General features: G+C 57.5%; 13 protein-coding genes. 9 read left to right on the top strand and 4 right to left on the bottom strand.

From position 1 onward, the window contains the following. Positions 1-8: 8 nt before the first annotated feature. The 4 genes from AC2D8O_RS11725 to AC2D8O_RS11710 all read left to right on the top strand — a co-directional run bounded on the left by AC2D8O_RS11725 (position 9) and on the right by AC2D8O_RS11710 (position 8,598). Positions 9-4,886, top strand: a complete 4,878-nt coding sequence (locus AC2D8O_RS11725; protein ID WP_484679012.1) for a hypothetical protein — start codon at positions 9-11, stop codon at positions 4,884-4,886. A gap of 118 nt (positions 4,887-5,004) precedes the next feature. After that, positions 5,005-5,712 carry an MBL fold metallo-hydrolase gene (locus AC2D8O_RS11720; RefSeq protein WP_484679011.1) on the top strand — a complete coding sequence of 236 codons (708 nt, stop codon included), beginning with the start codon at positions 5,005-5,007 and terminating at the stop codon, positions 5,710-5,712. Positions 5,713-5,836: 124 nt separating this feature from the next. Next, positions 5,837-7,663 carry a bifunctional lysophospholipid acyltransferase family protein/GNAT family N-acetyltransferase gene (locus AC2D8O_RS11715; protein WP_484679010.1) on the top strand — a complete coding sequence of 609 codons (1,827 nt, stop codon included), beginning with the start codon at positions 5,837-5,839 and terminating at the stop codon, positions 7,661-7,663. Positions 7,664-7,764: 101 nt separating this feature from the next. Continuing rightward, positions 7,765-8,598: a hypothetical protein gene (locus tag AC2D8O_RS11710; protein ID WP_484679009.1), complete on the top strand. Its 834-nt coding sequence runs from the start codon at positions 7,765-7,767 to the stop codon at positions 8,596-8,598. 70 nt (positions 8,599-8,668) lie between these two features. Here AC2D8O_RS11710 and AC2D8O_RS11705 read toward each other — a convergent pair whose 3' ends face one another. Continuing rightward, entirely contained in the window at positions 8,669-9,580 is a 912-nt protein-coding gene (locus AC2D8O_RS11705; protein WP_484679008.1) for a UbiA family prenyltransferase, read from the bottom strand. A gap of 105 nt (positions 9,581-9,685) precedes the next feature. Between AC2D8O_RS11705 and AC2D8O_RS11700 the strand changes: the two genes are divergently transcribed. The 3 genes from AC2D8O_RS11700 to AC2D8O_RS11690 are packed head-to-tail and all read left to right on the top strand — an operon-like array spanning position 9,686 to position 11,704. Then, positions 9,686-10,795, top strand: coding sequence for a type III polyketide synthase (locus AC2D8O_RS11700; RefSeq protein ID WP_484679007.1), 1,110 nt, complete (start codon positions 9,686-9,688; stop codon positions 10,793-10,795). Between the two features lie 18 nt (positions 10,796-10,813). Continuing rightward, on the top strand, positions 10,814-11,140 hold the full coding sequence (locus tag AC2D8O_RS11695; protein WP_484679006.1) for a DMT family transporter: 327 nt from the start codon (positions 10,814-10,816) through the stop codon (positions 11,138-11,140). Between the two features lie 6 nt (positions 11,141-11,146). Further along, entirely contained in the window at positions 11,147-11,704 is a 558-nt protein-coding gene (locus tag AC2D8O_RS11690; protein ID WP_484679005.1) for an NUDIX hydrolase, read from the top strand. Positions 11,705-11,797: 93 nt separating this feature from the next. Here AC2D8O_RS11690 and AC2D8O_RS11685 read toward each other — a convergent pair whose 3' ends face one another. Beyond that, positions 11,798-12,712, bottom strand: coding sequence for a prohibitin family protein (locus tag AC2D8O_RS11685; protein WP_484679004.1), 915 nt, complete (start codon positions 12,710-12,712; stop codon positions 11,798-11,800). Between the two features lie 74 nt (positions 12,713-12,786). Between AC2D8O_RS11685 and AC2D8O_RS11680 the strand changes: the two genes are divergently transcribed. Both AC2D8O_RS11680 and AC2D8O_RS11675 read left to right on the top strand, forming a co-directional pair. After that, positions 12,787-13,215 carry a GNAT family N-acetyltransferase gene (locus tag AC2D8O_RS11680; protein WP_484679003.1) on the top strand — a complete coding sequence of 143 codons (429 nt, stop codon included), beginning with the start codon at positions 12,787-12,789 and terminating at the stop codon, positions 13,213-13,215. 40 nt (positions 13,216-13,255) lie between these two features. Then, positions 13,256-14,056 (top strand): M48 family metalloprotease, encoded by an 801-nt coding sequence (locus AC2D8O_RS11675; protein WP_484679002.1) that lies wholly within the window; start codon positions 13,256-13,258, stop codon positions 14,054-14,056. A 68-nt stretch (positions 14,057-14,124) separates the two neighbouring features. On the opposite strand, the gene AC2D8O_RS11670 is transcribed toward AC2D8O_RS11675, so the two are convergent. Together AC2D8O_RS11670 and AC2D8O_RS11665 are read right to left on the bottom strand one after the other, a co-directional pair. Then, positions 14,125-16,683, bottom strand: a complete 2,559-nt coding sequence (locus tag AC2D8O_RS11670; RefSeq protein ID WP_484679001.1) for an ATP-binding protein — start codon at positions 16,681-16,683, stop codon at positions 14,125-14,127. A gap of 72 nt (positions 16,684-16,755) precedes the next feature. Next, on the bottom strand, positions 16,756-17,697 hold the full coding sequence (locus tag AC2D8O_RS11665; RefSeq protein WP_484679000.1) for a bestrophin family protein: 942 nt from the start codon (positions 17,695-17,697) through the stop codon (positions 16,756-16,758). Between the last annotated feature and the right edge of the window lie 62 nt (positions 17,698-17,759).

Genomic DNA, 17,759 nt, shown 5'->3' with positions numbered 1-17,759 from the left:
CTCCGCTCATGAAAGTTCGACTGCTGATAACCGGGTTGCTGCTGTGCCTGGGCATCTCGGCCTCCTGGGCCCAGACTACCACGCCTACCGACTCCGGCAAGAAGGTCAGCCCCTTCAACCTGCCGCTGCCCAACACGCCCAAGGAGTTTGCACTGGGGGTAAACAGCCGTTTCGAGCGGCTGGGCAAGCCAGAAGGTACTGCCATCAACTATCGCTTCGTCAACGCCTGGAACGACAAGCGTTTTACTGACCCCGACCTGGTAAGGCTGGCCAATCAGGTGAACCGTATGATGGAAAAAGGGCTGGAGTTTTACCCCCACGTTGCTACCTATCTGAGCCTGGTAGAGCGGATTTCAGCCAAAGGAGCCCACATGATGCTCCCGATACCTGAGGTGTTGCGGTTTGTAGACACGGCCTTTGTTCGCCTTTCACCACAGGAGCTGGCGTCGGTATTGGCCCGCATGGATCTCATCGCCACCAATGGCCGCTATGACCGCGGTAAGGGCTCGGCTTATCATTTCCGCTTCGAGAAACTCTATGGCAACCTCACCTGGGATGCCGCGTTCGATACCACCATGCAGGTGTGGAACCGATATCCCAGCCTTAAGATGAAGAATGCCTATTTCAGTCTGGTAAACGGTGCAGACTCTACCGCCATAGATGAAACCACGGGTTCGCTTGACTTGCTGCGTGGAGTGCTCTACGGGCAAGCTGCGCGTTACAATTATGTACGCCTGGGTCGCCAGCCCGATGAAATGTACGTTCGGATGTTCCGTTTCCGGGCATACATCGACAGTATGGGTTTTTCTTCCGACAGCTGCGTGTTGGTCTATCCCAAGCTGTCGACCACTCCAGTGCCAGGCACCTTTGAAGACGAGATCGAGCACGTGACCGACATCAACAAGGCCACGCAGCCGGTGTTCCGTTCGCGCAACATGAACCACGAGCTCAAAGACGTGCAGCGCGGCATCGACTTTACGGGCGGCTTCACCATGCGGGGGCTTCGTATTCTGGGCTATGGTACCAAAACCAACCCGGCGGCGCTGTTCGTTAAGCGGGGGCAGGATCGTATTCTGCGCATGCAGGCCACTGAGATTGATCTTTCGGCGCGCCCACTGCGCAACACCCGCAACCGCGTGACCATCTATTTACCCGACGGCGATACGCTCTATCACCCGTCGATGGACTTCACCTACCTGCCCGACAAGCCCGAGCTGCTCCTTACCAAGGACATCAAGGACCCCTTCTATCGTCAGGCCATGACCAGCAGTTTCCACCGCTATGGCTTCTATTTTGAGGCCCTGCGCTGGAACCCCGAACAGGACACCATGGTGCTGTCGGCGTTTGTGGACCAGGCCGACCGCATTGGTCTGGTGGAGAGCTACGACTATTTCCTGCAGAACCGCTTCATGCAGTTTAACGGCGTGCTGCCCTTCAACCCAATGGGCATCATTGGCCGCTATGCCGACGAGATGTACAAGCTTTGGGCCAAGCGCGCCAAAGCCGAACGTGACGCGAAACGCCGTGAGGAAGAAGCCAAGAAGGCTGCCGAGGAAGAAGCCGAGATGTTTGGCTGGGGTACCAGTACTCCCACCGATGCGGGCAGTACGGGCCTGGCGGGCTGGGAAGACGCTGGCGCGTCGGCGGAGGCCGTCACCAGCTGGGATGGCAGTGTGGAAGGAGCCACCAATCCTGGCGAGGAAAAGGCGCCTGTTGGCTTTGGTGAAATCGTGAATCCCTATCGCGATGGCATTTACCTGGACGAAATCCTGAAAGCCTACAAGCTGAGCAAGTGGATGCAGGGCTTCAAGGAAGCCGTATACAATATGTGGGCCGCAGGGTATGTAGACTACGACCAGGCGGCAGGCAAGCTGGTGGTGAAGCCCAAGCTGGTGCGCTGGACCCGCGCCGCCAGCAAGCGCAAAGACTACGATGTCCTGCAGCTGATCTCCAAAACCAGCCGCCCCGACAACGCCGACCTGAACTTCCGTACCAAGTTGATGCGTGTGAACGGCGTAGAGGCCTTTACACTCTCCGACTCGCAGAAGGTGATAGTACGGCCACAGGACGGCTCGGTACTGGTGGAGAAAAACCGCGACCTGCGTTTCGGTGGTCTGGTGTATGCCGGTAAAGTGAACCTCTACGGCCGCGGGCTGGACAAATTCATCTTCGACTACGACAAATTCTACATTCAGGCACTGCAACTGGACAGCGTGAAGTTTGCCCCGCGCCGCGATCAGGGCTTTGATCCACGTGCCAATCCTCGCCTCACCAAGGCACTGGAACAGTTGAAGATCGAAGGTGTAGTAGGTGCCATCTACATCAACAAACCAAACAACAAATCGGGCACCAAGCGGGTACGTGGCTATCCGGTTTTCGATTGCTATACCACCTCCTATGTGTTCTGGAGCAACCCCTCTGTGCAGAAGGGTGTATACAAGCGTGGCAAGCTCAATTTCGCGCTCGACCCCTTCCTGCTCGACAGTCTGGAGAACTTCCGCATTGAGAATCTGCAGTTTCAGGGCGAGTTTTACGCGGGCGATATTGTGCCAGCCTTCCGCGACACCCTGAAGCCAGTATCGGACAACACCTATGGTGTGCGCGAAATATTCGCAGAGGGTATTGCCCTGTATGGCGGCAAGGGTAAGTTCTACAACGAACTGCAGATGGACGGCTATGGCCTGCATGGCCGTGGCAGGGTAGATTTCCTCGTGACCCGCGCCGAGTCAGATACCTTCCTCTTCCACCCCGATTCAGTGATGGCCCAGCTGACAGCCTTTGAGGCGGTGGAGGGAAATTTCGAAGGCGTGTATTTCCCGCCGATGCAGGGCAAAAATCTGAAATACAAGTGGTACCCGCGTAAGGGCGTGCTGGAAATAGAAACCCCTGCCGATGAACCACTGGCACTGCACAATGGCAACGCCACCCTGGCGGGCAAAGTGAGCTTCTCTGCAAAAGGCGCCTGGGGCTCTGGGCTGTTGGTGTCGGGGCAGGCGCAGGTAGAGGGCGACAGCATCAACCTTTCTGACCTTCGTATTAATGCGCGGGGTTCAACCTTCCGTATCGCCAACCTGGCCGACAGCACCAAGTTCGATTTCGTGGCCACCGGCGTAGACGTCACCAGCGATGTGCGCGCCCGCACGGCCATCTTCAACACCTCAGAGCCTGGCCGCCTGCTGCTCGACTTCCCGCTGCATGGCTACAAAACCTCGCTGGCTGAAGGACGCTATGACGAGAAAAAGCAGGAAGTGGTACTAAAGGCCCGCTATCCGGATGCCGCGCTCAACCTCTGGGAAAGCACTCTGGCCGATCAGCACCGTCTGCGTTTTGCCGCGCAGGGTGCTACCTACAACCTCAGCGAGCGCCGTATCAAGATCACAGGCGTTGATTCCATCCATGTAGCCGACGCCTCCATCTTCCCGAACGAGCGCCGTGTCGTAGTGGATGCCAAAGGCAAGGTAGAGCATCTGGAGAAGGCCCGCATCGTGGCCGACACCGTGAAGAAGTATCATACCATTGTGGACGCCGAGGTAGACATTCTGCATCGCTACGACTACAAGGCAACCGGCATATATCCGTACAGGACCTTCGGTGTGCCCGAGCAGCGCATCGAGTTCACAACCATTCGTGTATTGGGCGACACCACCACCTGGGCGCGTGGCACCATCCGCACCGAGCAGGAGTTTCTCATCACCGACCGTATCTACTTCCGCGACACCGTGGAGCTCCGGGCGCCGAAACGATTCCTGCAGTTTGGTGGCGAGGTGAAGATCCAGTCAGAGAAGCCCTTCTTCGCCGACTCTTGGTTTGCTTTCCGCGACACCTTCGTAAACCCCGACACAGTGTTTGTGCCCATCCGCGACCCACGCAACAAGCGCACGCGCCAGCAGCTCACTATCGGCCTGCACTATCAGCCTTCACGTCGCCTGTTCTACACCAGCTTCTTCCAGGAGCGCAAGGATGGCAAGCGCGACAAGGACGTGATTCTGGCCGAAGGTGGCCTTACCTACGACCGCCAGAGCCAGGAGTTCCGTGTGGGCCCACAGCTGAAGATTTCCGGCGAGCGCTATCGAGGCGGCATCGTCAGTTACGACGACAAACTGTCGATCACCACGGCGCGGGGACTCTTCAATGGACCGTTCTTCTTCCCTGAGGGCTCGGCGCAGGTGCAGGCCAGCGGCAGTTGGCGCGACGACGGCAACAGCGGCAAGGTGCTTACGCGCCTGATGTTGAAGCTTGATTTCCCGGCCATGCCCGACGACGCCCTTGAGGACCTGGGCAACAAGTTCAACCTCTACACCATGGCCAGCAGTGATATCAACCTTGCCGATCCTGCGCTGATTGAGGCCATCTCCGAGTTTCTGGATGCCGGAAGCATAGATGGCAGCGAACCCAATACGCAGTCTTTCAAGAAGCAGGCTGAGACCGCTGCTTTGCCCGCCAGCGTGAAAACCACGCGGGAGATTCCGGCAACCATGCTGCTGTCTGATGTAAGGTTCAACTACAACGATTCCATCCGCGGCTTCTGGAGCAGCATGCCTATTGGCCTGATGAGCATTGGCGGCCGCCAGTTGAACAAAGTGGTAGATGCGCGTATAGAGTATCGGATGAGCCGGGTGCTGCCCGACGGAACTCCCACCACCGACACGCTTCGCGTCTATCTCCAGACCGACGACGTGTCGTGGGTATACTTCGAGGTGCGGGGCTCGGAACTGCGCACCGTCGGCTCGGAGGCCAGCTACAATCGCATGGTAGAAGCGGCCATTGCCAAAGGCGACAAAAAGCGTAGTGACCCCAAGGTACCCGTCATGACGCTTGTGAAACTGGAGGAAGAGGAGAAAGTGCGCTTCCTGCGCCGCTTCTCACGCTATCTGCTATCGAATTAGCGTACACCCCTTCAGGCCCGCAGCTGATTTTTTGCAGCCAAAGGCCTGCCGGGGTGCATCCGCTGTGCCTTTGCTGTATCTTTCCACCGCTAACCGTTTCCTACCGCCACACGCACCCGTGAAACCAACGCTGCATTTCCTCGGCACAGGCGGCGCCTTCGACATCGAGGCGGGCAACTCGGCAGCTATCGTTACCCTCAAGGGCCGGAAGCTGCTGGTGGACTGTGGCAATACGGTGTACCTGCGGCTGCGCCAGCTGAATCTGGTAGATGAAATCGATGCGGTGCTGATTACCCACCTGCACGACGACCATGCCGGCAGCCTCAGTACGCTGCTGTTTCATCGGCACTTCTTCACCCCCGACCGTAAACTGACGCTACTGGTGCCAGATGCCGAGTTTCAGCAGGAACTGGACCAGTTCCTGGCGAACATGATGCAGCATCCCAGCCGGTATTTCAACTATGCCGACATGAGCGGCTGGAATGGACTCTCCAGCATCAACACCACAGGCTATCACGTGGAGGGAATGACCTCCTATGCCTATGCGTTTGCGGATGCCGCCTACCCGAAAGACACGATCGTGTTCTCTGGCGACTTAGGCGACCCTGACTTTCTCTTCCGGATTATGGACAAGTGGCCCCAAAAGCCAGGAGTTGTTTTCCACGACATCAGTCTTTTCCCCAACATACAGCCGCATGCCTTCTACGGGGATGTGGCACCGTATCTGGATCGCTATAATGTGGTAGGTTATCACCATGACCATCGCTTCAATTCTGAAGAAAACAGCATTCCATTGGCCGCTTTGAACCCTGACTATCTGCTTTAGCCAATGGGACAATTGTTTTCGCCGTATCTTTGACCCAAACGCGGGAGTCTCGCCTCCTCCGGAACCGCGGACACCGAAGCCTAGCCATTTTCCTGACGTGCCCCATCCCTCAACAGCAGAGCCAGTGAAACCCGCATCTCGCCAGGCACCCACCCTGCTGGATACCAGCGAGTTTGTGAAGTCGCCCCTCAAGCGGTCACTCTATGGCCTCGTGCAGCCTACCATCGAGGCGCTACTGGGCATCAACAAGCTGAACTGGATATACAAGAATACGCACGGCATCGAAGATCCGGCCAAGTTCTGCGAAAAGGCGCTCCAGCTCATGGATGTCAAGTTTGACATTCCTGAAGAGGCTGTTGAGCGGCTGAAGAAAGTAGAGGGGCCGCTGGTGCTGGTATCCAACCACCCTTTCGGGGGTATTGAGGCGCTGGTACTCATCATTCTGATGAAGCAGATCAGGCCCGACTTCAAGGTGATGGCCAACTTCATGCTTGGCCGCATCAAGGAGCTGACGCCCTATTTCATAACGGTTGACCCCTTCGGTGGTGGTGACGCCAAGCGTTTCAACGCAGGCCCCATGAAGGAGTCGCTCAAATACCTGCGCGAGGGCGGTTTTCTGGGAGTGTTTCCTTCGGGCGAAGTGGCTGCACTCAACGCCAAGACCCGCAAGATTACCGAGCCGGAATGGAATCCCAACATTGCCCGGCTTATCCAAAAGACTGGCGCCACGGTAGTCCCCGTGTTCTTCCGTGGGCACAACAGTCTGTTGTTTCAGATAGCTTCGCTCATTAACCCGAAGCTGCGAACCTCGCTGCTCATCCGCGAGTTCGTCAACAAAGACGACCGAAGCATTCAGTTTGAGGTTGGCAGCATCATCACACCCGATAAAGTAAAGCAGTACGAGTCGGCTGAGACACTGATGGCGCATCTGCGCAGTAAGTGCTATATTCTGGGTTCACGACTGAATCAGTCGAAACTCAAGTTCAAGCCCATCAAGAATATCCTTAAGGTGCCTACTCCCTTCGAGCCCATCATCGAGCCCGTTGATCCCCGCCTGTTGGTGGAGGAAATTGCTGCGGCGGGGGCTGAGGCTATTCTCTTTGCCCAGAAGGATATTGATGTGCTGCACATTCATGGGAATGACCAGCCAAACATTCTGCGCGAGTTGGGTCGTCTGCGCGAAATTACCTTCCGCGAAGTAGGTGAGGGAACTGGCAAGGCATACGATGTAGACCGTTTCGACAATTGGTACGAGCATATCGTGCTCTGGAACCGCGAGAAGCAGGAGATCGTAGGCGCCTACCGCATGGGCCGCGCCGATAAGATTCTGGAGGAAAAGGGCCAGGAAGGCCTCTACACCAATACGCTCTTTCACATCCATCCGCAGCTTTTCCGGCAGATGGACAAATCGCTGGAGCTGGGGCGTTCTTTCGTGCGCAAGGAATACCAGCGCAGCTATGCGCCGCTGCTTCTGCTCTGGACCGGTATAGGGCAGTTCATTGTGCGCCGCCCACAATATCATTCACTCTTTGGGCCAGTGTCCATCTCGGGCGATTTCCAGACCACGAGCAAAGACCTGATGGTGAAGTTCCTTTTTGAGAACAAGTTCGCTGAAGATCTTAAGCACCTGGTCAAACCCCGCAATCCTTATCCGTTCGATCCGCAGAAGAATGTAGAGTTCTACAACTCGTTCAGCATTAAGAGCCTGAACGATGTGCAGGACCTCATTAGTGAAATCGAGACCACCGACATGAAGGTGCCCGTGCTGCTGCGTCATTATTTGAACATGGGCGGCAAGATTCTGGCCTTCAACGTCGACCCCGATTTTTCTGACGTGCTCGACGGCCTCATTTACATTGACCTGCGCCAGACCAAGCCTGATATCCTGCGCAAGTACATGACCCCTGAGGGCTTTGAGGTGTTCACAAAGGAGCACGCGATTGAAGCATAAAGGCTTTATTTTCAGCTGATTAAATTTTTTTTGAGGGAGTGCATTAAACGGGAGGGTCATGGGGACATCCTATCCCTACAATCCTCAATTCTCTCTCCCGTATGAAATCACGTATTCTGTTACTCGCCCCGCTGGCTGTTGGGCTACTCGCATTCTCGGCCTGCAACAAGGAAGAATCACCTGAGCCCCAGAGCATCGACACGCTGGAGTATCGTACTGCCGATAACTTCTCTACCGATGCCATCGAAATTGCGGAGGCTGAATCCAATGTCAGTGGCAGCCAGAAGACCGATGGCCGCCTGGGGGTATGCGCTATTGCCCGCGTTCGCAAAGACACCACAGAGGGTGGGGTGGTATATCGACTGGTGCGTATCCGCTTCAATCCTGATGTCATTTGTGCCGACGGCAAGCGCCGTGGCGGGGCCATCGTCATCAAGTGGGCCAAAGCGGCCAGCGACTCACTCTATGGTGCTGTAAAGACCGTGCGTACCGAAAGTTATCAGGTGAACCGTATTCGGGTAAACTTCGAAGGTACCATCACCTTTACGGTGCCTGTAGGTGGCAACCCTACCCGCCGTGTGGTTACTGCAGGGAACCTGGTGTTTGAAGACAACACCACTTCTTCCTGGAGTTCGGACCGCACCTGGACTTGGACCGAAGGCTGGACCCCCGGCACCTGGGACCCCAGCGACGACAAGTTCTCCCTCACGGGCACCTGGACAGGTGTCAACCGCCTGGGCCGAACCTTCACCGCCAATATTATCTCGGCGCTGGTGTACGACCGCTCCTGTGATGTCAACCGTGGTACGTTCCCAGTGCAGGGCGTCCTCCGCATCACCCGCTCAGGCAAGCCCGACCGCACCATTGACTATGGTACCGGCGCCTGCGACAATACGGCTACTGTTACCATCAACGGCCAAACCACCACGCTGTAACAGCCTACTGTTTCTTCATCCGATTGTAGTTGCTGGAAGAAAGCCCGCCTTGTGCGGGCTTTCCCGGTTTTCAGGCTTGCGGCAATAGCAGAAAGAGAAGGCAGAGACACACCGCCGACAGCAGGTTCAGCCGCGACGAGTGCCGGAAACTGGCCTCCTCTGGATGATTCCAGGCCTTCCAGGCCCAGTACAGGAAATAGCCAGTGACTGGCAGGGTGCCTGCGGCGAACAGAAACCAGTGCTGTGGCAGCGCCAATTGGCGGAAGTAAAGAAACAGCACGGCCATGCCCAGGGAGAAAACCATGCCAGTAAATACAAATGTGCCCCGCACTCCCAACAGCAGACTCAAAGTGCGGTCGCCGCGCTGGCGGTCTTCGGCATGCTGGAAGATCTGCGTGGTAGGGTAGAGGGCACCCACCAGCAGGGTGGCTGCCAGCATACCCAGCAGGTCCAGCGAGGTGGTAAACTGGTGTGGATACATCCCGGCCACAGACTGCCCCACCAGCCAGAAGGTGTAGCCACCCTGAAACAGCGCCACCACACTGCTGCTCAGGACTGGATATTTCTTCAGCCGGATGCCGTGCCAGCTGTAGGCTTTGCTCACGCCAATGTAGATGGCCACCAGCAGGCTGAAGCGCCACCCCGCCGGACTGGCAAATGCAGCCAGCACCAATGCCAGGGCATCCATCAGCAGCGTAAGCCGGTACAGGCCCACGCTGGCCTTTGGCGGCTTTTCCAGCGCACCGATGGGCCCTTCGTCCTGGTCCATATAGCTGTTGTAGGCATTGCTGGCAGGGTACACCAGCAGGTGCAGCAGCACAAACATCAGCCAGAGGTTATGCCAGTCGGTCTGAAAGCGATAGGCTGCAACATGCCAACAGGCAAACAGGAAAATAGGCAGCAGAAACAGTGAAAAAGGCAGGCGCAGCAACAGCAGATTGTCGCGCGTGAAAAGCGCCTTGGAGGCATTGGGGAGGGGCATGTGGAAACTTACAAAAAAGGGGAGGCCGGGGTGTCGGCGGCCTGACAAACCTTTTAGGCAGAGCGTTGGTTTCTACCTGTAAATTGAGGCACACCCTCCGCCCTAATGTCTGTTACGCCCACCCTGCTGGCCATAGGCACTGCCCTGCCAGCCCACTGTATTCCTCAAAGCCACATAGCCGCGTTCATGGCCAGGGCACTGGGGCTGGAGGCCGGGCGCAGCGCCAGCCTTGAGCGGGTGTATGCCCAGTCGGGCATAGCCCAGCGCTACACCGTTTTGGAAGACTATCTGCGCCAGCAGGGCGATTATACCTTCTATCCCAACACCCCCAACCTGCAACCCGCGCCAGGCACCGCCGCGCGTATGGCGCTGTTTCGGCAGCATGCTCCGGCACTTGGCGCCGAGGCGTCGCAGCAGGCGGCAATGCAGCTTATTGGGTTTCAGTGGGCCGATGTCACCCATCTGGTAGTGGTAAGCTGCACGGGTATGTATGCCCCAGGCCTCGACTTGGACCTGATAAACTCTCTGGGGCTGCGGCAGGACGTGCTGCGCACTGGCATACACTTCATGGGTTGCTACGCCGCCTTCAACGCCCTGCGGGTGGCGCATGATGCAGTAAAGGCCTCGCCTGAAGCGGTGGTGCTGGTGGTTTCGGTAGAGCTCTGCACCCTGCACTTCCAGAATCTGCCCGACAGTGACAACCTGACCTCCAATGCCATTTTCGGCGACGGCGCTGCCGCCTGTGTAGTTGCTGCCGCAGGACGATATGACAAAACAGAAGATGCACCCTCCTTGGTTTTGGAGGGTTTCCGGTCGGGTGTAGAGGCCAGCGGGCGCGCCGAAATGGCCTGGCATGTGGGCGATACCGGCTTTGAGATACGCCTGTCCAGCTATGTGCCCAAGCTGGTGGAAGAAGGGATAGCAGCGCTGCTGGCCCCGCTTGGCGGCACGCCGGACACGCTGTATGCCGTGCACCCCGGTGGTGTGCGCATTCTGCAGGCCGTTCAACGCGCCCTGGCCCTGCCCGAAGACACACTGGCCCACAGCTATGCAGCACTGAATGCACATGGTAACCTGTCCAGCGCTACCATTCTGTTTGTGCTGAAGCGCATGCTGGCCGATACCAGCCTGGCCCAGAATGGCCGTCCGTTGTTGGCCTGTGCCTTTGGCCCCGGCCTGACCATGGAAGCCCTGGCGGGCCGCATCGCCAGGTAAAAGGGGTAACTTGCCCGCATGATAGCCAACCCCTGGATCAACCTGATGATTGCCGCTCTGTGCGAGGTAGGCTGGGCCATTGGGCTGAAGTATACCGACGGTCTTTCCAAACCTGTTCCCAGCGCCGTTACAATCGTACTGATGCTGGCCAGTTTCTGGTTTCTGGCGCAGGCCACCCGCGAGTTACCCATTGGCACTGCCTATGGCATCTGGACAGGCATTGGCGCTGCGGGCACAGTGATTCTGGGTATTTTCCTTTTCAATGAACCCCGCAGCGCTCTTCGGCTCCTGTTTCTGGCCGGTCTGGTTGTCTGTGTGGTGGGCCTGAAACTGACTTCGAAATAATCCCGTATGTCTGACCTGGTAAAACCCTGGCAGTTGCTGGCCTCGCGCTACGACGTGGTAGACCCCTGGGTGAAAGTGCGCGCCGACCGCGTGCTGCTGCCCAATGGCCGTGTCATAGACCCATACTACATTCACGAGTATCCCAACTGGGCCAACGTGCTGCCCGTTACGGCTGATGGCAAGGCCATCCTCATCCGGCAGTACAGGCACGGCTTGCAGGACATTCATCTGGAACTACCCTGTGGGGTGCTGGACCCCACCGATCCAGATCCGGCGTTCGGTGCGGCCCGTGAGCTGAAAGAGGAGACCGGCTATGCCTCTGACGCTCCGCTGGAGCAGTTGTGCTGTATCAGCCCTAACCCAGCCAACCACACCAACCTGTGCTGGGGTTTTCTGGCGCGGAACGTGCGGCAGGTGTCGGCGCAGGACCTCGACTCAGGCGAGCAGATAGAGGTAGTACCCGTGCCACTGGCCGAACTGCCCGGCCTCATCGAAAGCGGAGCCATTATGCAGGCGCTGCACGCCACCACCATTCTGCTGGGGCTGCGCAAGCTGGGCCTATGAGGAACTAGCGTCTCCGTACCATGCGCACCGCCACATAGGCGGCAGCGGTTACGATGCCGGCAATGATCAACAGAATGCCTACCATGTTGGCGATCAGTTAGGGTTGAGGATGACGGGAGCGCCACGGCCATTCATGATAATGACCTTGGCGTTGGGGCTCTGTGCCAGTTCCTTTTGCGCCTGAATCTGCTCGTATTGCAGCAGCCGGTCGTTCAGCGAGCTGCCCAGAATGCGCTGAGCATCGGCTCGGCCCTGGGCTTCCACACGTTTGCGTTCGGCCTCCTGACGCTCTTTCTGCAGCACAAACTCCATTTTCTGGGCTTCCTGCTCAGCGTTGATTTTACTCTCGATTGTAGCTTTTACACTGGCGGGCAGGGTGATGTTGCGCACCAGCAGCTGCTCCAGTTGCAGGCCACGGGACGCAAAGTCATCGGAGATGGTTTTGAAGATGCGCGCCTGAAACTCATCGCGCTTGGTGCTGTAGAGCGAGATGGCGTCGTAATACACGGCATTGTCACGGATCTTGGTGCGGCTGATGGGACGCACGATAACGCCCTTGTAGTCAGGGCCTATCTCACGCAGAATACGGGGTGCCTCGGGAGGCATCACGCGGTACAGGACTGTCAGGTCGATGATGACTTCCAGGCCATCAGCCGTGAGCACGCGGATGGCATCGTCGCCCTCGTTGTCGCCTTCGGTGTGTGCCGAAGACATCGTGTAGTTCTGCGTTTTCACGTCATAGGTGATGATTTCGGCTAGTGGGTTCACAAAGTGAAGCCCCTCGGTAAGTACTTCATTATCCACTTTCCCGAAGAGTTTTTTCACCCCGACTTCGCCGGACTCCACCACTACTACCAGCCCGAAAACGAAGGCCAAAGCTGCCACCGTGAGGCCAATGGAAAACAGCGCCACGCCTGCGCTGCCTTTGTTGCTGCCTTGCCCGGCCTTGCGGATGATGAAGCCCACCAGCGCCGCGAACAGCCCCACAAAAATGAAGAAAAACGACATGAGAGACAGAGAGTTGGAGTATGGAACAGTAGCAGAAAGATAGCGGGAAAATACCAGTGTGTGTAGCTTTGGGTATGCCAACCCTACATGCAGTACACGTAACAACGCCAGCCGAGCTGCGCCTGGCACAGGATATCCGTTTCAAGGTGTTTGTTGACGAGCAGCAGGTGCCTGCCGAAGAAGAGCTGGAGTACGAGGATGAGTCGCGCCACTTTCTGGTGTTTGCAGATGGCATTCCGGTAGCTACGGCCCGCTGGCGTCGTACCGCCGAAGGCAAAGCCAAGATCGAACGTTGCGCTACACTGGAAATGGCGCGTGGCACTGGTGCGGGCCGCGCTGCAGTGCAGGCTGCCATTGCAGACATTCCGCTGGAACTGCCCATTTACCTCCATGCCCAGACCTCGGCCAAAGGCTTCTACGACAAACTGGGCTTCATGCCCGAAGGCGATTTGTTCCATGAAGCCGGGATTGAGCATATTCGTATGACATTGAAGCGCTCGTAAGCGCCCCTGACGCTGTTCTGACTAAACCCAACTCAACCCCATGAAAGCACTCCTGATGGCCACCCTGCTCCTGCTTACCACCGCAGGCATGGCACGTGCCCAGTTCCTGGCCTCTCTGGACGAAGACCGGAAGCTTGGTGCACAGGTCGAGGCCGAAATTCTGGCCAACCCCAAAGAGTACCCAGTTCTGGACGAAAGGCAGTATCCCGAAGCCTATCAGTATCTCTGGAGTATCGTCAACCGCATGCTGCAATCGGGCAAGGTGAAGTATGCCAAGGACTTCCAGTGGTCCATCAAGATCATCAACAAGGACGTGAAGAACGCTTTCTGTGCCCCCGGTGGCAAAATTTACGTTTACACCGGCCTGATCCGCATGCTTGAGTTCGAAAGTGAACTGGCAGGCATTCTGGGGCACGAGATTGCCCATGCCGACCTCCGCCACACCGCGCGGGCTATGCGCAACTCCCAGTTCATGCAAATTGGCATTGGCCTACTGGGTAGCCGTACGGGGCAGGTGGGGCAGATGGTGGCCAATGTTGCGGGCAACCTTGCCAACCTCCGTTTCAGCCGCGACCACGAGCGCGAGGCCGATGCCGCTTCTGTCGACTACCTCTGTGGCACCCCCTATGATGCAGGCTCCTGTGCTTCGTTCTTTGAGCGCCTGAAGGCGCAGGGCGGTGCGGGACAGGGCTGGGCTATTCTCAGCACGCACCCCGATCCCGGCAACCGCATCAATGACATCCGCAACCTGGCCCGGCAGAAGGGCTGCAAGGGGCAACCCTTTGGCAAAGAGGCGTATACGCGCTTCAAAAACCTGCTGCCGTTTGAGTATGCTGGCTGACCCTTTTGCCTGAACATACAACGGGCCGCTCGGTGAGAGTGGCCCGTGCTGTTTTAGAGATAAGCGGGTTACTGCATGGCGGCCATTTCGGCAGCGGTCAGCAGTTGGGCGTTGAAGGGCAGGCGTACGGTGAAGCAGGTGCGGCCCGGCTCGCTTTCCACCGAGATTTCGCCCCGGTGGCGCACGATGATTTTCTTGACAAGGCTGAGACCCAGTCCCGTACCCTCGCCGCGCTTCTTGGTGGTGAAGAAGGCATCGAAGATGCGGGGCACCACTTCGGGGGGAATACCGCTGCCACTGTCGATGACCTGCACCACGGCGTGGTTGTTTTCCTCAAACAGCCTTACCTGCAGGGCGCCTTCGTAGTTCATGGCCTGTAGGGCGTTGTGCACCAGGTTGGTCCAGATCTGGCCCAGCTCGTCGGGGTGACCCATGATCTGGGGTATCGGCTGGTAGTCGAGCTCCAGCTTTACGGTGTACTTGATCTTGTTGGTGAACAGCGTGATGATGGTGTCGATGTTCTCCTGAAGGTCAATGGGCACTGCCGATTCGTCGCTGTGGCCGTGCGAATAGTTTTTGAGCGCGTAAACAATCTTCTTGGTCTTGTCTACGGCCATGCCGATGTTGTCTATGTTGATACGGAGCTGGCCAATACGATACACCAGGTCTATCACCAGTTCGCGGTGGCTACCCTTCAGCAGGGGTAGGTAGGGCTGATAGTCTTCCAGAAAGCCAGCCTCCACCAGACGACGGGCGGTGTCTTCGGCTTCCTCCACGCCCTCTGCTTCGAGGTCGCGGGTGAGTGCGCGGCGCAGTTTGCGCTCTTCGGTGCTGCCCAGCTGGCGGGTGTTCTGACTCACGATGTCCAGCAGCTTCAGAAACAGGGCGCGGTCGGGTGGGGCCAGTGCCGTAAGCAGCACAGGTAGGCCGTGCACCATCGGCATCAGCAGGTCCGACATGTTTTCGCCACTGGCTTTGATGGCTCCGATGGGCGTATTGATTTCGTGGGCAATGCCTGCAATGAGCTGGCCCAGCGTAGCCATTTTCTCGCTCTGCACCAGTTGGCTTTGGGTGCTGGTAAGCTCCTGTGTGCGGGCTTCCACCATGTCTTCCAGGTTCTCGTTCATCTGGCGCAGGCGTTCTTCGCTTTCGCGCAGGCGCAGCTGGGCACGCTCCATCTCCTGCTGGGCGGCAGCCATTTTCTCCAGCTGCACACTCAGCTGGGCTTCGCGGTCTTCCAGCAGGGCGGTTTTGGCCTGGGTTTCGTCCAGCAGTTTCTTCACCTGCAGCTGTGCTTTGATGGCTACCAGTTGGCTGGCTACAGCACCGGCGGCTCGCGACAGGAATTCCAGACGGCTATCGGGCAGGGGAGTTACGGCTACTGTTTCCATAAGGCCCAGGAAGTGACCTTCGTGAATCAGCGGTTGCACAAACAGGTCTTTGGCATCCAGTGTGCCTGAAGCCAGCCAGATCATCCTGCCGGTTTCCGAACCCTGCCCCAGTCGCAAGGGCTTGCGCTGCCGCGCCACCTGCCCCAGTATGCCGTCGTTGCGGCTGATGTTCAGTGTCTGCGCTGCATAACTGGGCAGGCCATAGGAGCCGCCCAGTTGAAGTTTGTCTTTTGCCGCACCATTGCCGTAAAACTCACTGCCCAGATACAGCGCTGCCTGGGCGCAGCCTGCATACTCACACACAGCTTGTAACACCCGGTTAGCCCATACGCGGGCTTCTTCGTCCTGCCAGCGCATGGCGTCGGCCAGTTGTGCCATGCCCGCATCGATGTAGCGGTTACCCTCGAGCAGGGCCCGCTGCGAATGGGCTTCGGCCAGAGCTTCCTTCAGTCGGCTTTCATTTTGGCTCAGAATGCGGGTTTGAGCTTCCAGCGCCTGCTGATTCTGTTCGCGTTCCTGCTCTCGCAAGCGCAGACGTGCGTTCGCTTCCTCCATTTCAGATGCCTGTGCCTGGAGTTTCAGTTGACTCTTTTCCAGCTCAAGCGTCTTCTCCCGTTCCTTGTTCAGCATACGCTGGACAAGGCCGGTCAGCATGTTGTTGTTCAGCCTGAAAATGGTGGCGACGGCCAGCAGCGACACCCCTACCGAAAAGGGCGTGATATACTTCAGTTGGCTGGGGTCTACATCGTAGAACACCGGGATGTTGTGCCAGTGCATCATTACCACCATGTAGGTGGCCAGCACAATGAGAATGGACAGGAAAAAGTGGACGGTTTCGCGGCTGTGCCATACGATGACAGGCAGCAGAACCACGGTGTAGAAATACAGGGGCAGTGAAGTGACGCTGCCCATTGTGACGGAGACAACTGCTACTTCTGCTGTACTGTTGAGAATCAGCGTCCAGCGCATGGCTGTATACTGACGCCAGCGGCTGAGCAGTGGGGCTGCCAGCCAGATGACAATCATGGGAGTGGAAACCACTGCAAATGCCGAGATGCCCACCATTGCATAAAACAGCATATGCAACATCGTGAGTCCGGCAGTGGCATACGCCACCTGATGCGCCAAGATGACCCGCAGCCGCAGGCCAGGGTCGGAGATATCCTGAGTGCCCGCCTTGAAGATGCGGGCGAATAGAGAGTCGCGTTTGCGGGCAGTGGCCGGAGAGGCATTCATACGTATGAAAGTTACGCAGGAGCGCCTGAAAGCTGCCAGCCTAAAACGGCTAAACTTTACACGTCAACCCAATCATTTCCCATTCTCCAGCGTGTGAGGCGCCAGTATCTCATAGACGCTGGCGCGAATGGTCTGGCAGATGGTATCCAGAGGAATGTCATTGTTGTCGGTGCCGAAGGGCTCTTCGATTTCTTCGGAAATGAGCTCCAAGCCTGTCATGGCGTAGAACACCAGCATACAGGCGGGGATGGCATAGTAGTGGAATTCGCGCACCAGCCCGAGCGGCAGGGTCAGCACAAACACAAGGATGAACATTTTGAGGTGCTGGGCATAGGCCCTCGGCATGGGTGATTTCTTGATGCGCTCGCAGGCACCTGCGATGTTCGTGAACTCGTTTAGGTTGGTGTCCAGCATCAGTGTCTGCTCGGGCATCAGGCGTTTGTCGCGCGCCAGGTCGTTGAGGTTTTCATAGAGAATGACAGCAACGCGATTGGGCAGGTGATGGGCATGGCGCAGTTCGTCGATGGTTACCTGATTTAGGTCGGTCAAGGCCTCGGCAGTAGGGTGCCCCCGCAGGTGGTCGCGCAGGGCAATGGCATAGCTGCTGATGAGTGCGGCGTAGTCCTGCCGTTCGTCCATACGGTCATGGCCCAGATAGGTGGCGATTTTCAGTGCCAGGTTACGGCTGTTGTTCACCAGACCACCCCACATCTTGCGGCCTTCCCACCAGCGGTCGTAGGCAGTGTTGGTGCGAATTACCAGCAGCAGACCCAGTGTCATGCCCAGGATGCTGTGAAGGGCAGTGGAGACTGTAGGTATTGAGTGCAGCTGCTCTTCAAACACCCACACGATGAGCCAGGTGTAGAGGCCCACCAGCAACATGCTGCCGCCCAATGCTTTGAACGTGTCGTTGCGGTGCAGTTCGAAAACGAAGGAGAACCAGTTTCGCCGCTCGAAACTGAGAAAGGATTCAGGCCGCAGGATTTTCGTGGGCCGGAAAGAGAAATGACGCAAGGGCAGCAGAAGAGAAGAAGTGCGCTGCAAAAGTAACATCTGGCGGCAGTCCGTGCTTGGGC

It is taken from the genome of Pontibacter sp. T17, assembly GCF_057219875.1.
Note: the sequence above shows the minus strand (reverse complement) of the source record. Positions and strands in the feature narration are given on the sequence as shown.

Excerpts from the sequence above, each read along its gene's own strand:
- AC2D8O_RS11725 (WP_484679012.1), top strand. The coding sequence starts at position 9 with ATGAAAGTTCGACTGCTGATAACCGGGTTGCTGCTGTGCCTGGGCATC.
- AC2D8O_RS11710 (WP_484679009.1), top strand. The coding sequence starts at position 7,765 with ATGAAATCACGTATTCTGTTACTCGCCCCGCTGGCTGTTGGGCTACTC.
- AC2D8O_RS11705 (WP_484679008.1), bottom strand. The coding sequence starts at position 9,580 with ATGCCCCTCCCCAATGCCTCCAAGGCGCTTTTCACGCGCGACAATCTG.
- AC2D8O_RS11700 (WP_484679007.1), top strand. The coding sequence starts at position 9,686 with ATGTCTGTTACGCCCACCCTGCTGGCCATAGGCACTGCCCTGCCAGCC.
- AC2D8O_RS11695 (WP_484679006.1), top strand. The coding sequence starts at position 10,814 with ATGATAGCCAACCCCTGGATCAACCTGATGATTGCCGCTCTGTGCGAG.
- AC2D8O_RS11690 (WP_484679005.1), top strand. The coding sequence starts at position 11,147 with ATGTCTGACCTGGTAAAACCCTGGCAGTTGCTGGCCTCGCGCTACGAC.
- AC2D8O_RS11685 (WP_484679004.1), bottom strand. The coding sequence starts at position 12,712 with ATGTCGTTTTTCTTCATTTTTGTGGGGCTGTTCGCGGCGCTGGTGGGC.
- AC2D8O_RS11680 (WP_484679003.1), top strand. The coding sequence starts at position 12,787 with ATGCCAACCCTACATGCAGTACACGTAACAACGCCAGCCGAGCTGCGC.
- AC2D8O_RS11675 (WP_484679002.1), top strand. The coding sequence starts at position 13,256 with ATGAAAGCACTCCTGATGGCCACCCTGCTCCTGCTTACCACCGCAGGC.
- AC2D8O_RS11670 (WP_484679001.1), bottom strand. The coding sequence starts at position 16,683 with ATGAATGCCTCTCCGGCCACTGCCCGCAAACGCGACTCTCTATTCGCC.